11 protein-coding genes are annotated in these 12828 nt (G+C 72.5%); 9 read left to right on the forward strand and 2 right to left on the reverse strand.

Going from position 1 to position 12828, the window contains the following annotated elements; genetic code table 11:
* The first annotated feature begins 83 nt into the window (after positions 1–83).
* From ACFVR6_RS13495 to ahcY, 6 genes are all read left to right on the forward strand, one after another.
* Positions 84–407 carry a WhiB family transcriptional regulator gene (locus tag ACFVR6_RS13495; protein ID WP_386963879.1) on the forward strand — a complete coding sequence of 108 codons (324 nt, stop codon included), beginning with the start codon at positions 84–86 and terminating at the stop codon, positions 405–407.
* Positions 408–475: 68 nt separating this feature from the next.
* Positions 476–3322 carry a glycosyltransferase gene (locus tag ACFVR6_RS13500; RefSeq protein ID WP_386963881.1) on the forward strand — a complete coding sequence of 949 codons (2847 nt, stop codon included), beginning with the start codon at positions 476–478 and terminating at the stop codon, positions 3320–3322.
* Positions 3319–4716 (forward strand): DUF5719 family protein, encoded by a 1398-nt coding sequence (locus ACFVR6_RS13505; RefSeq protein WP_386963883.1) that lies wholly within the window; start codon positions 3319–3321, stop codon positions 4714–4716. Before ACFVR6_RS13500 ends, ACFVR6_RS13505 begins: the two co-directional genes overlap by 4 nt.
* A 35-nt stretch (positions 4717–4751) precedes the next feature.
* On the forward strand, positions 4752–5189 hold the full coding sequence (locus ACFVR6_RS13510) for a metallopeptidase family protein (protein ID WP_386963885.1): 438 nt from the start codon (positions 4752–4754) through the stop codon (positions 5187–5189).
* A gap of 53 nt (positions 5190–5242) precedes the next feature.
* Complete coding sequence (locus ACFVR6_RS13515) at positions 5243–5449, forward strand: DUF3499 family protein (protein WP_386963887.1); 207 nt, start codon at positions 5243–5245, stop codon at positions 5447–5449.
* Between the two features lie 40 nt (positions 5450–5489).
* Positions 5490–6947, forward strand: coding sequence for an adenosylhomocysteinase (ahcY, locus tag ACFVR6_RS13520; RefSeq protein ID WP_386963889.1), 1458 nt, complete (start codon positions 5490–5492; stop codon positions 6945–6947).
* Between the two features lie 300 nt (positions 6948–7247).
* Here ahcY and ACFVR6_RS13525 read toward each other — a convergent pair whose 3' ends face one another.
* Complete coding sequence (locus ACFVR6_RS13525) at positions 7248–8090, reverse strand: RDD family protein (protein WP_386963891.1); 843 nt, start codon at positions 8088–8090, stop codon at positions 7248–7250.
* Between the two features lie 16 nt (positions 8091–8106).
* Here ACFVR6_RS13525 and ACFVR6_RS13530 point away from each other — a divergent pair, with 16 nt between their 5' ends.
* The 3 genes from ACFVR6_RS13530 to katG are packed head-to-tail and all read left to right on the forward strand — an operon-like array spanning position 8107 to position 11941.
* A complete protein-coding gene (locus ACFVR6_RS13530) occupies positions 8107–9102 on the forward strand; it encodes a stage II sporulation protein M (protein ID WP_386963893.1) in 996 nt (331 codons plus the stop codon).
* A gap of 47 nt (positions 9103–9149) precedes the next feature.
* Entirely contained in the window at positions 9150–9581 is a 432-nt protein-coding gene (locus tag ACFVR6_RS13535; RefSeq protein WP_386963895.1) for a Fur family transcriptional regulator, read from the forward strand.
* Positions 9582–9625: 44 nt separating this feature from the next.
* The gene (gene katG, locus ACFVR6_RS13540) at positions 9626–11941 is read left to right on the forward strand and encodes a catalase/peroxidase HPI (protein ID WP_386963897.1); all 2316 of its coding nucleotides are present in this window, start codon (positions 9626–9628) and stop codon (positions 11939–11941) included.
* Between the two features lie 72 nt (positions 11942–12013).
* Here katG and aqpZ read toward each other — a convergent pair whose 3' ends face one another.
* Complete coding sequence (aqpZ, locus tag ACFVR6_RS13545; RefSeq protein WP_386964348.1) at positions 12014–12742, reverse strand: aquaporin Z; 729 nt, start codon at positions 12740–12742, stop codon at positions 12014–12016.
* Positions 12743–12828 lie beyond the last annotated feature (86 nt).

The raw sequence follows: 12828 nt of genomic DNA on the forward strand, positions 1-12828 counted from the left end.
ACTTGACCGCGGCGAATGACACCGGTGTAATTAGGGAATCGCATACATCGTGCGGACATTCATTCAGCAAGGCGGGAGACGAGATGACTGGATCGCAGTATCGCTCGGGCGTTCCCGACAACTGGTTCGTAGATCCGGTTCAGCTGGGTGTTCCCGGCGTCCGTCGTGTGGTCGAGGGTGACGACACGCAGCTGGCCTGGCAGACGGACGCGCTGTGCTCGCAGACCGACCCCGAGGCCTTCTTCCCGGAGAAGGGCGGCTCGACCCGCGATGCCAAGCGCATCTGCGCGTCGTGCGACGTGCGCACCGAGTGCCTCGAGTACGCCCTGCACAACGACGAGCGCTTCGGGATCTGGGGCGGGCTCAGCGAGCGCGAGCGCCGCAAGCTCAAGCGCCACGCGTCCTGAACCGGATCCGGCCGACCCGCGCGCATGAGCGCGGCTTGATGCCGACCGCCGCTTAGGCTGTCCCCGTCATGCCCGCCCGAGTCCACGCCATCCTCGTCGTGCGCCCCGACGGCCGCACCCCCGCCGCGTTCCATCTGCGGCGCACGCTTGCGGCGCTCGATGCGCAGACCCGCCCTGTCGACGCCCTCACCATCGTGTTGTGCGGGGACGACGACAACCTCCGCCAGCTCGCCGCCGATTCGCGCGCCGAGGGTGTCATCTCCGCCCCGCGCACGACCGGGTACGCCGAGGCGACGATGCTGGCGACGCATCGCGTGCAGGGCGACGCGGTCTGGCTGCTCGCGCAGGACACGGCGCCCGAGCCCGACGCCCTCGCGCGCCTCGCGGGCGCCCTCGAGCTCGCCCCGTCCGTCGCCTTCGCCGCGCCGAAGCTGGTGCGGTGGGACGACCGCACGGAGATCGTCTCGCTGGGGGTCTCGATGACCACGCTCGGGCGGGCGGTGGGGCTGGCCGACGGCGAGCTGGACCAGGGCCAGCACGACGCCGGTCAGGACGTGCTCGCCGCGGACGTGCGTGGCCTCCTGGTGCGCACGGAGCTGTGGCGAGCGCTGCAAGGCCTGGATCGCGGTCTGTCGGGGGCGGACGAAGGGCTCGACCTCGGCGTGCGCGCGCGCCTCGCCGGTGGGCGGGTCACCCTCGTCCCCGCCGCCCGGGTCGCCGTCGCCGGAGACGGCGTGGCGGGCCTGCCCGACACCTACGGGTCGCGGCGGCGCCTGCGCCGGGCCTTCGCGACGCGCACGGCCCAGCTGCACCGTCGCCTCGTCTACGCCCCCGCCGCCGCCCTGCCGCTGCAGTGGCTGGCGATCCTGCCGATCGCGCTCTGGCGCACCGTGATGCACCTGGTGGCCAAGCGGCCAGGGCAGATCTGGCCGGAATGGGCCGCGGCGGCTGTCGCGATGGTGCGCATCCCCACCATCGCCCGCGCGCGGGCGCGCATCCGGCGCACCCGCTCCGTGTCGTGGCAGTCCCTCACGCCGCTGCGCGTGGGCCGTGCGGACCTGCGCACCAACCTCGCGCTCACCGACGAATCGGACCGGCTCGCGGACGTGCGCCGGTCGGAGCTGCGCTTCTTCAGCGGCGGCGGTGCGTGGGCGGTGCTCGCGGCCCTGCTCGTGTCGATCGCCGCCTTCCCGGCGCTCCTGGCCTGGCCGGTGCTCGGCGGTGGCGCCCTCGCGCCCTTGCGCGACACGGTCGCCCAGCTGTGGGCGGATGCCGCGTACGGCCGGCGGCAGCTGGGGCTGGAGACGGTGGGTGCCGCGGACCCCTTCGCGACCGTCGTCGCGGCCCTCGGCAGCCTCTCGCCCGCGGCACCGTCGCAGGCGTTGGTGGTGCTCTGGGTCCTCGCGCTGCCGCTGGCGGTGCTCGGCGGCTGGTTCGCCGCCACCCGCGTGACCGACCGGTCGCTGCTGCGCATCACCGGCGGCGTCGCCTGGGCGCTGGCTCCCACCTTCCTCACGGCGCTCGTGCAGCCGCGCCCGACCGCCGTGATCGTGCACCTGGTGCTGCCGTGGCTGTTCTTCGCCGCCAGCGTCGCGCACCGCTCCTGGGCGGCGGCGGGAGTGGCATCGCTGCTGGTGGCCGTGGTCGCAGCCTGCGCCCCGTCGATCGTGCCCGCCCTGCTGGTGCTCTGGCTGATCGCCATCGTGATCGCCGCAGTGCGCGGCTCGGGCTCGAGCGTCGGTCGCGTGGCCTGGCTCGTCGTGCCCACGGCGGCGCTGTTCGCGCCGCTCGTCTGGCAGCAGCTCGCGGCGGGCAACGCGTGGGGCCTCCTGGCCGACCCGGGAGTGACCTGGAACGGACCGATCGCGGGCGCGGATGCCGCGGGGCGTGCACTGCTGGCTGCCGGCTTCCCGACGTCGGACCCCGGCGGCTGGGCGCAGATGCTCGGCGGTGCGCCCACCTGGTGGGTGCCGCTACTCATGGTGCTTCCCGCCGTCCTGGCCCTCCTCGCGCCGCTGACGGTGCGGTGGGCCGCCGGTGTCGTGCTGCTGTCGGTCGCCGCGCTCGGCATCGCGACGGCGTTCGCGGCCGTCGCGATCTCGGTGGCGGTCACCGCGGCCCAGCCCGTGCCGGTGTGGCCGGGGGCGGCGCTCAGCCTCGCCTGGATGGGCGTGCTCGGGGCGGCGCTGATCACCCTCGATGTGGTCCCTTCCGTCTCGATCGCCCGCACCCTCGCGGCCACCGCCGTGATGCTCGCGCTGGCGGTGTGCGCCGTGCCCGCGCTGACCGCGCAGGCCCGGCAGGCCACCGCGCTCGTCGAGGGTCGCGCCAGCACGCTTCCCGCCTACGTCGCCGCGGAAGGCCGCGGAAACGGGGACGTCGGCACGATCGTGCTCACGCCACTCGGCGATGGCTCCGTCTCCGCGGAGGTGGTGTGGGGAGCCAGCGAGACGCTCGGCGGTCAGAGCACCGCGCGCGACACGCGGCTCGAGGCGACGCCGGCCGACGACCGGACCGCCGCGCTGGTCGCCGATCTCATGACGGATGCCGCCGAGGATCCCGTCACGCCCCTTGCCGAGCGTGGCATCGGCTTCGTCCTGCTCGCTCCCTCCGCCTCGGCGACCGAGGCCGCCGAGGCTCTGCGGCGCACCGCGGCGATCGCGCTCGACCAGCGCGATCGCCTCGAATCGGTGGGCCAGGAGACCGTGCGTGGGTCGCTGTGGCTCGTGGCAGGCGAGGTCGCACCGCGGGAGGGCGAGACGGAGTCGATCGCGGCGACGGCGCGGGGCATCGCGACCGTGCAGCTGATCGTGCTGACGATCGCCCTGCTGTTGGCGATCCCGACCGCGCAGACCCGCCGCGACGCGCGCCGCGCGCCGCGGATCGTGGGGCTTCGAGCGGGGGAGGGACGATGACGAAGCGACCGACGTGGGCGACCACGAGTGCGCGCCTGGTCGGCGGGACGGTGGCCGCCGTGGCCCTGGTCGCCGGCACCCTGACCGCCGTCGCCGTCGTCTGGCCGACGCACGACCGCGAGGCCGTGTCGGTGCTGGCGGTGCCCGCTCCGTCGGAATCGGTGGCCGCCTGCCCCGGGGGGCTCCTCGCCATCGGCCGCGATGCGAGTGTGGCGGGGGCGATCGCCCTCGCCGCCGCGCCCCGCGTGGTCTTCGACACCGGTGCCGGACAGCCCGACGCGGCCGTCGAACCGCTCGTCGTGCCCACCGTGGAAGGTTCGACGCCCGACGCCTTCACCGCTCCGCCGGCAGCCGACACGCGCACCGACCTCGTGGCGGCGTCGTCGGCGACCGTCGCCGCCGAAGACCTCTCCGGATTCGCCGCGGCATCGTGCCTGCCTCCGCTGCTGGAGTCGTGGATCGTCGGCGGCGCCACCACCACCGGCTATTCCGGACTGCTGCTGCTGTCCAACCCCGGCAGCGTCCCCGCCGACGTGCAGGTCACCGCCTACGGTGCGGCAGGGCCCCAGTCACCGCCCGCCGGCCGGTTCGTGGTCGCGCCCGGCACGCAGCGGGTCGTGCCGCTGGCCGCTCTGGCGCGCGATGAGAAGAGCCCGGTGCTGCAGATCATCTCGACGGGCGCGCCGGTGCAGGCGACCCTGCAGACCAGCATCACCCGCACGCTGCTCGCCGGAGGCGTCGACCAGGTGGCCCCCGTCATCGCCCCCGCGACCGACCAGACCATCCCCGCCGTCGCCGTCACGGCGGCGCCCGGGGTGGAGGGGGCGTCCGATCCCGCCACGATCGTGCGTCTGCTGGCGCCGTCGACATCGACCGCCGCGACCGTGACGGTACGAAGCGGCGGGCAGACCGTCTCGACCAGCGAGGTGCCGCTGGAGGCCGGGCTGCCGCTCGAGCTGGACCTCGGTGGGCTCGAGGTGGGCACGTACTCGGTGCACGTGCACTCCGATGCCGCCGTGGTCGCGGCGGTATGGTCGACCACCGGCTTCGGCGAGGGCGACGACTTCGCCTGGCACGCCGCAGCGCCGCGCATCGAAGCGGGCACGCTCGCCGCGGTCGCCGCCGGCCCCTCGCCGACACTCGCGATCGCGAACGACGGCTCCGACCAGGTCGCGGTCACGCTCACCGCCGATGCGGGTGCGGGCGCCGCTCAGGAGGTCTCGGTTCCCGCGGGGTCCACCGTCCGGGTCGTCGTCGACCCCGACGCGGTCTACCGGCTCGAGGCATCGGGGCCCGTGCAGGCCGCCGTCGGCTACGCGGGCGACGGTGCGCTCGCCTCGTATCCGCTGTGGCCCGCCGATGCCGCGGCATCCCCGCTGCTCGTCCACCCCTGACGACGGCGACACGTCGCGCGACTTAGGATGGGCACATGATGCGGCGTCGTTTCCGAAGCGCCACGGTCGCCCGTCCCCGCCCCTCGCGCCACGGCAGGCACGGTCGGGAGGGACGCAGCCCCGTGGTGCGTCCGCCGCTGCCGCCGCTGGACACGCGCGCCGAGCGGTTCGACCTCGCCGTCGGCAGCGCCGCGGAGTTCCTCCGCAGCGCGTGGGAGGACCTGCGCGACGTGCGGTTCGAGGTGGGGGAGATGCCCGGCGAGACCGATGCCGACGGCATCCCGCGCTGGACGGTCCTGCCGGACGAGAAGCGCATCATCCTCTACCGGCTGCCGATCGAGCGGCTCAGTCGTCCGCACCGCGAGGATGAGCTCCACCGGCGCATGATCATCGAAAGCTGCGTGTTCCGCGCTGCGGCGGACTATCTCGACAAGGACCCGTGGGACCTGGGCCCGGAGCGCTTCCGCTTCTGAGCGCGCCGCGCGGCATCCCCGTCACGCGCGCATCGCGCGTTAGCGTGGTGCCGATGCGCGAGAGACTGTGTTCCAAGGTGGCGTGCGCCCGCGAGGCCGTGACGACGCTGACGTTCGACTACGGCGACCAGATGGCCGCCCTCGGACCGCTGGGTCTCGGCCGCGACCCGCACGCGCACGACCTGTGCGCCATCCACACCGACCGGCTCTCGGTGCCCAAGGGCTGGGTCGTCGTGCGTCACGAGACGCTGCGAGTCTGATCGGGAGCCCTCGGGTTCGGCTGCGTGGCACAATGTCGCCATGCCGCCCCGGACCCCTGCGCTCACCTATGCCGTCGCCGACCTGTCGCTCGCCGAAGCGGGTCGCCACCAGCTGAGGCTCGCCGAGAACGAGATGCCGGGACTCATGGCGCTGCGCGAGGAGTTCGGTCCGTCGCGGCCGCTCGCCGGCGCCCGCATCGCCGGTTCCCTGCACATGACCGTGCAGACCGCCGTGCTCATCGAGACCCTCGTCGCCCTCGGCGCGCAGGTGCGCTGGGCCAGCTGCAACATCTTCTCCACGCAGGACGAGGCGGCCGCGGCGGTGGTCGTGGGCCCCGACGGCACCGTGACCGACCCGCAGGGCGTGCCGGTGTTCGCGTGGAAGGGCGAGACGCTCGAGGAGTACTGGCATCTCGCCGACCGCATCTTCGACTGGAGCGAGGAGGGGTTCGACGGCCCCAACCTCATCCTCGACGACGGCGGGGACGCCACCCTGCTCGTGCACAAGGGGGTCGAGTTCGAGAGGGCGGGGGCGGTGCCGGATGCCGCGGAGGGCGACTCCGCCGAGTACCGCGTCATCCTCGACCTGCTCCGCCGCAGCCTCGACCGCGACCCGCAGCGTTTCACACGCATGGCCGAGGGGCTGCTGGGGGTCACGGAGGAGACGACCACGGGGGTGCACCGGCTCTACGAGCTCGCGGCATCCGATGATCTGCTGTTCCCGGCGATCAACGTCAACGACTCCGTCACCAAGTCGAAGTTCGACAACAAGTACGGCATCCGTCATTCGCTGCCCGATGGCATCAACCGCGCGACCGACGTGCTGATGGGCGGCAAGGTCGCCTTCGTCTGCGGGTACGGCGACGTCGGCAAGGGGGCAGCGGAGGCGCTGCGCGGCCAGGGTGCGCGCGTCATCGTGAGCGAGGTGGACCCCATCTGCGCGCTGCAGGCGGCGATGGACGGCTACCAGGTGGCACGGCTGGCCGATGTCGCCGGTCAGGTGGACATCCTCATCACCGGGACAGGCAACAAGGACGTCGTCACGGTCGACGATCTGCTCGCCCTCAAGCACCTCGCGATCGTCGGCAACGTCGGGCACTTCGACAACGAGATCGACATGGCGGGACTCGAGTCGCTGCCCGGGGCGGAGCGCGTGGAGATCAAGCCGCAGGTGCACGAGTGGCGCCTGCCGACCGGTCGCAGCGTGCTCGTGCTGAGCGAGGGGCGGCTGCTCAACCTCGGCAACGCCACGGGGCATCCGTCGTTCGTCATGAGCGCGTCGTTCACGAACCAGGTGCTCGCGCAGATCGAGCTGTTCACGCGGCGCGAGGACTACCCGACCGCCGTGCACACCCTGCCCAAGCACCTCGACGAGAAGGTGGCGCGGCTGCACCTGGACGCGCTCGGCGTGCAGCTGACGACGCTGACGCCCGCGCAGGCGGCGTACATCGGCGTCCCCGTCGACGGGCCCTACAAGCTGGACCACTACCGCTACTGACGTCGCCGCGCTGCGCCCGCGCCCGCGGCCCGGCCGCCGTGTGCCGGGCAAGCGCGCTTCCGGTGTCGCTTGTGGTGGGTGTGGTGCCCGCGGACTGTGCGGAAGTGACACTCGAACGGCTCGCGGCCCGGCGTGTGCCGGGCATGCGCTGTTCCGGTGTCGCTTGTGGTGGGTGTGGTGCCCGCGGACTGTGCGGAAGTGACACTCGAGCGGCTCCCCGCCGCAGCCCGGCGGCGCGTGCGCGGCGCGGGGGGTCGGCGAGCGCGGCGCGCGAGCGGGCGGGCGGCGCCGGGCGCGGGGTCAGCGGGTGGGGAAGCCGCGGGGGGCGATGCCGGTGCCGGCGGTGAGTGCGGCGGTGCGCTCGTCCTCGCCGCGCAGAGCCCGCAGCTCCCGCTCACGGCGCGCCGCGACCACACCCGCCAGGAACGTCTCGGGGTCGACGGGGGGCACCGGCGCCACGAACGCGCGCACCTCGTCGGCGAGGGTGAAGGCGGTGCGGGCGCGGGCTGCGGGATCCAGCGCGGTCGCCTGCCGCACGAACTGGGCCACGCGACGCGCGAGCTGGTCGGGCAGCCGTCCCACGTCGGCGACCGTGGCCCACCCCGCGAGCGCCGGCGGCATGCCGGGGGGCGGGGGCGGCAGCTTCGGCGTGCGTGTGCGTTCGCTGTAGGTGCCGGCCATGAGGTCGCCCAACCGCTCGGCGCGCGGCGTGAACGCGCCGACGATGCCGGCGACGGCACCGATCGTGAACCACAGCTCGAGCACCCCCACGAGCGCGCGGATGAACGCCTGCCGGAACCCCGACGCGCCCCCGTCGGTCCGCACGATGCGCGCCCCGATCGCGAGCTTGCCGAGGCTGCGACCGCGGGTGAGGGTCTCGACGAGGGTCGGCACGACAACCGTCACGAGCACCAGCACCGCGATCGTGAACACCGTCGACAGCTGGCTGCCCAGCACGCTCTCCCCGGCGATCCACGAGGTCACCAGCGCCAGCAGGACGAACAGCAACACGCCGGCGACCATGTCGATGAGGGTCCCCAACGCCCGCAGGAAGTAGCCGATCGGTTGCACGTCGAGGGCGACGGCTTCACCGGTGAGGATCTCGTCCTGGCTGATCTCCACGGCGGGTCCCGGCGTCGGCATGGCTACAGTGAATCACATGGATGCCGACGCCCTCGCTGCCGCCCGGCGTGAGGAATGGGCCCGCCTCGACGAACTCGGCCGCCGCCGCCGGCTCGACGGTGCCGAGGCCGACGAACTGGTCGCCCGCTACCGAGCGGCATCCGCGGATCTGGCGGACCTGAAGACCTCCGCCGGGCGCACCCCGGAGGGCGACTATCTCTCGACGCTGCTCTCGCGGGCGCGGCTGCGCCTGACGGGCACCCCCGACAACGTGCTGCGGCAGCTGCCGCGGTTCTTCCTGCTGCAGCTGCCCGCGGCGCTGTACCGGCTGCGGTACACGACCCTGGTCATCGCCGTCGGCTTCGTCGTGGTGGCGGCGCTCGTGGCTGCCTGGATCGCCGGTGACCCGGCGGCGCTGGCGACGCTGGGCAGCCAGGCGCAGTTGGAGCAGTACGCGGAGGGCGAGTTCACCCAGTACTACAGCGAGAACCCGGCGGCGGTGTTCGCCGGGACGGTGTGGACCAACAACGCCTGGATCGCCGCGCAGTGCGTCGCGTTCGGCATCACCGGCATCTGGCCCCTCATGGTGCTCATGCAGAACGCGATCGGGGTGGGGACGGCCGCCGCCGTGCTGTTCGCCTTCGGCCGCGGCGACGTCTTCCTGCTCTACATCGCCCCCCATGGTCTGCTCGAGCTCACGAGCATCTTCGTCGCGGGGGCAGCGGGCCTGCACATCTTCTGGGCCTGGATCGCCCCGGGTCCGCGGGGGAGGGCCGCCGCGCTCGCCGCCGCCGGTCGCTCACTCGTGACCGTCGCGGTCGGGCTCGCACTGGCGCTGGCCGTCTCGGGCCTCATCGAGGGGTTCGTCACCGCCCAGCCGTGGCCGTGGGCGCTGAAGATCGGCATCGGCGCGCTCGCGCTGGCCGCGTTCCTGGTCTACATGCTCGTCGTCGGCCGACGGGCGACGCTGCGCGGCGAGACCGGCGACCTCCCCGAATACGAGCGCGGCGCCGCGCGTCTGGTGGCGGGCTGACCCGGCGCTTTGTTTTGGTTTAGTCAAAACAACGTTATGCTGGAGTCATGACACGGCAGACGACGATCCCGGATGCCGCGAGCGCGATCCGCGCCGCGGGGCTGCGGGTCACCGATTCCCGTCACGCCGTGTACGACGCGCTCGCCGGACACCCGCACGCCAGTGCCGACGACGTCTTCGCACGCGTGGCGCCGGTCGTGCCCAGCACCAGTCGGCAGTCGGTGTACAACGCGCTCGGCGACTTCGCCGACGCCGGCCTCGTGCGCCGCATCGAGCCGGCCGGCCAGCCGATGCGGTTCGAGCTGCGCGTCGCCGACAATCACCACCACCTCGTCTGCACCGGGTGCGGGCGGGTGGAGGACGTCGATTGCACCGTGGGTCACGCTCCGTGCCTGCATCCGTCCGAGACGCACGGCTTCTCGGTCGCGACGGCGGAAGTGACCTTCTGGGGTGTGTGCGCCCAGTGCGCCGCGGCCTGACCCCCTGCTCTCCTGATCCCCTAACCCGCAATGGAAGGACCCCCATGACCGACGACACCATCCCCGAGATCGGTGAGGACGCGACCGGCATCGACCAGTCCGTCACGGTGACCGACACCGACAAGGCGCACGCTGAGCAGGCCGCGAAGGCCGAGGGATGCCCGGTCGTCCACGGCGCCGGCGCCGGCCTGGCGCACCCCGCCGGCCAGCCGCACCCGACCACGGGCTCCGCCAACAACGTGTGGTGGCCCAACCAGCTGAACCTGCGGATCCTGAAGAAGAACCCGGTCGAGGCCAACCCACTGGGCGGCGACTTCGACTACAAGGCCGCCTTCGCGTCGCTCGATCTCGCCGCGGTCAAGGCCGACATCGCCGAGACCCTGACGACGTCGCAGGACTGGTGGCCGGCCGACTTCGGCAACTACGGCCCGCTCATCATCCGCATGGCGTGGCACAGCGCCGGCACCTACCGCGCGACCGACGGCCGTGGTGGTGGCGGTGCCGGTCAGCAGCGCTTCGCACCGCTGAACAGCTGGCCCGACAACGTCAACCTCGACAAGGCCCGGCGTCTGCTGTGGCCGGTGAAGAAGAAGTACGGACAGGCGCTGTCGTGGGCCGACCTCATGATCCTCGCCGGCAACGTGGCGCTGGAATCCATGGGCTTCGAGACCTTCGGCTTCGGCGGCGGCCGTCCCGATGTCTGGGAGCCGGACGACGACGTGTACTGGGGTCCCGAGACCACGTGGCTCGGCGACGAGCGCTACACCGGCGAGCGTGACCTCGAAAAGCCCCTCGCGGCCGTCCAGATGGGTCTCATCTACGTCAACCCCGAGGGCCCGGCCGGCAACCCCGACCCGCTCGCCTCGGCCCGTGACATCCGTGAGACGTTCGCCCGCATGGGCATGAACGACGAGGAGACCGTCGCCCTCATCGCCGGCGGCCACACCTTCGGCAAGACGCACGGCGCCGCGCCCGACTCCAACCTCGAGGACAACCCCGAGGCTGCGGGCCTGGAGATGCAGGGCCTCGGCTGGAAGAACAACTACGGCACCGGCAAGGGCGACGACACGATCACGTCGGGCCTCGAGGTGACGTGGACCTACCACCCCACCCGCTGGGACAACGAGTTCTTCCACATCCTGTACGCCTACGAGTGGGAGCTCATGAAGAGCCCCGCCGGTGCGCACCAGTGGCGTCCGAAGAACGGTGCCGGCGCCGACATGGTGCCCATGGCCCACGACCCGTCGACCCGTCGTGAGCCCCGCATGCTCACGAGCGACCTGGCGCTGCGCGTCGACCCCGAGTACGACAAGATCTCGCGTCGTTTCGCGGAGGACCCGGTGGCGTTCGGCGACGCGTTCGCCCGCGCCTGGTTCAAGCTGACGCACCGCGACATGGGCCCCATCACCCGGTACCTCGGACCCGAGGTGCCCACCGAGGAGCTCATCTGGCAGGACCCGGTTCCGGCCGTGGACCACGTGCTCATCGACGCGGCCGACGCTGCCGCGCTGAAGGAGCAGATCCTCGCGACGGGGCTGACCACCGCGCAGCTGGTCTCGACCGCGTGGGCAGCCGCATCCACCTTCCGCGGCAGTGACAAGCGCGGCGGCGTCAACGGCGCTCGCATCCGCCTCGCCCCGCAGAAGGACTGGCAGGTCAACAACCCGCCGCAGCTGAAGCTCGTGCTCGACAAGCTCGAGGGCGTGCAGGCGGCGTTCAACGAGGGGCGTACCGACGGCAAGAAGGTGTCGCTGGCCGACCTCATCGTGCTCGCCGGCAACGCGGCGGTCGAGAAGGCGGCGAAGGCCGCCGGTGTCGACGCCGAGGTGGTCTTCCACCCCGGTCGCACCGACGCCACCCAGGAGCAGACCGACGTCGAGTCGTTCGGGTACCTGGAGCCGGCGGCCGACGGCTTCCGCAACTACTACGGCCCGAAGGCATACCTGCCGCAGGAGCACCACCTCATCGACAAGGCGAACCTGCTCACGGTCACCGCGCCCGAGATGACGGCGCTGGTCGGCGGCCTGCGCGTCCTCGGAGCGAACTGGGACGGCGCGGAGTACGGTGTGTTCACCGACCGCCCCGGCGTGCTGACGAACGACTTCTTCGTCAACCTGCTCGACCTCGGGACGACGTGGAAGCCGCTGGACCCGGGCTCGCAGGCGTTCGAGGGCATCAAGGACGGCTCCGGCGAGCGTGTCGGTCGCGGCACCCGCGTCGACCTGCTGTTCGGCTCGAACTCGGAGCTGCGCGCCCTCGCCGAGGTCTACGCCAGCGACGACGCGAACGAGAAGTTCGTGCGCGACTTCGTCGCCGCGTGGGGCAAGGTCACCGAGCTCGACCGGTTCGACCTGCGCTGAGCGCGACAGCGCGCTGACGACGACGGCCCGTCCCCTTGCGGGGCGGGCCGTCGTCGTGTCGGTCGACCGGTCTCAGCCGAGCTCCCGACCGTCGAACAGCGCGCGGTTGGCGAATCCGGCGATCAGTGCGCCCACGATCGGGAACACCAGGAACACCCACAGCTGCAGCAGGGCGTCCCCGCCGCCGTAGATGGCCGTGGCGATGGAGCGGGCGGGGTTGACCGAGGTGTTGTCGATGGGGATGGATGCCAGGTGGATGAGCGTCAGCGTCAGACCGATCACGAGCCCGGCGAGCTTCGTCCCGCGGGTGGGGTGGGTGACGCCCAGGATCACGAACAGGAAGATCGCGGTGAACAGGATCTCCGCGACGATGGCCGCACCGATGCCGAAACCGCCGGGCGAGAGCTCGTCGTAGCCGTTGCTGGCGAACCCGCCGTCCTGCGCCGAGCGCAGCCACCCGTCCGGGCCGAACAGTCCGATCAGCACGATGAGGGTCGTGCCGACCACGCCGCCCACGATCTGGGCGATGATGTAGCCGACGGTCTCCTTCCAGGGGAAGCGGCCGGCCGCCGCGAGTCCCAGCGTCACGGCCGGATTGAAGTGGCCGCCGGAGATGGGACCCCACGCGTAGGCGCCCGCCACGACGGTGAGGCCGAAGGCGAGCGCGACGCCCACGAACCCGATGCCGAGCGAGGTGCCCGTGGCGCCGACGCCGAAGTCGGCGGCGAACAGCGCCGCGCTGATCGAGCCGAAGACGAGCAGGAATGTCCCCATCGCCTCGGCGGTGAGGCGCGCGGGCATGCTGGGGCCGGCGGGCGCGGGGGCGTGGTCGAGGGGAGTGGGGGCGACGGGCTGTTCGGGGCGGGGATCGTTGCTCATGATGACAG

This window comes from Microbacterium sp. NPDC058021 (assembly GCF_042885955.1).
Classification (GTDB): Bacteria; Actinomycetota; Actinomycetes; order Actinomycetales; family Microbacteriaceae; genus Microbacterium.

Excerpts from the sequence above, each read along its gene's own strand:
- ACFVR6_RS13495 (WP_386963879.1), top strand. The coding sequence starts at position 84 with ATGACTGGATCGCAGTATCGCTCGGGCGTTCCCGACAACTGGTTCGTA.
- ahcY (WP_386963889.1), top strand. The coding sequence starts at position 5,490 with ATGCCGCCCCGGACCCCTGCGCTCACCTATGCCGTCGCCGACCTGTCG.
- ACFVR6_RS13530 (WP_386963893.1), top strand. The coding sequence starts at position 8,107 with ATGGATGCCGACGCCCTCGCTGCCGCCCGGCGTGAGGAATGGGCCCGC.
- katG (WP_386963897.1), top strand. The coding sequence starts at position 9,626 with ATGACCGACGACACCATCCCCGAGATCGGTGAGGACGCGACCGGCATC.
- ACFVR6_RS13515 (WP_386963887.1), top strand. The coding sequence starts at position 5,243 with ATGCGCGAGAGACTGTGTTCCAAGGTGGCGTGCGCCCGCGAGGCCGTG.
- ACFVR6_RS13505 (WP_386963883.1), top strand. The coding sequence starts at position 3,319 with ATGACGAAGCGACCGACGTGGGCGACCACGAGTGCGCGCCTGGTCGGC.
- ACFVR6_RS13500 (WP_386963881.1), top strand. The coding sequence starts at position 476 with ATGCCCGCCCGAGTCCACGCCATCCTCGTCGTGCGCCCCGACGGCCGC.
- aqpZ (WP_386964348.1), bottom strand. The coding sequence starts at position 12,742 with ATGCCCGCGCGCCTCACCGCCGAGGCGATGGGGACATTCCTGCTCGTC.
- ACFVR6_RS13525 (WP_386963891.1), bottom strand. The coding sequence starts at position 8,090 with ATGCCGACGCCGGGACCCGCCGTGGAGATCAGCCAGGACGAGATCCTC.
- ACFVR6_RS13510 (WP_386963885.1), top strand. The coding sequence starts at position 4,752 with ATGATGCGGCGTCGTTTCCGAAGCGCCACGGTCGCCCGTCCCCGCCCC.
- ACFVR6_RS13535 (WP_386963895.1), top strand. The coding sequence starts at position 9,150 with ATGACACGGCAGACGACGATCCCGGATGCCGCGAGCGCGATCCGCGCC.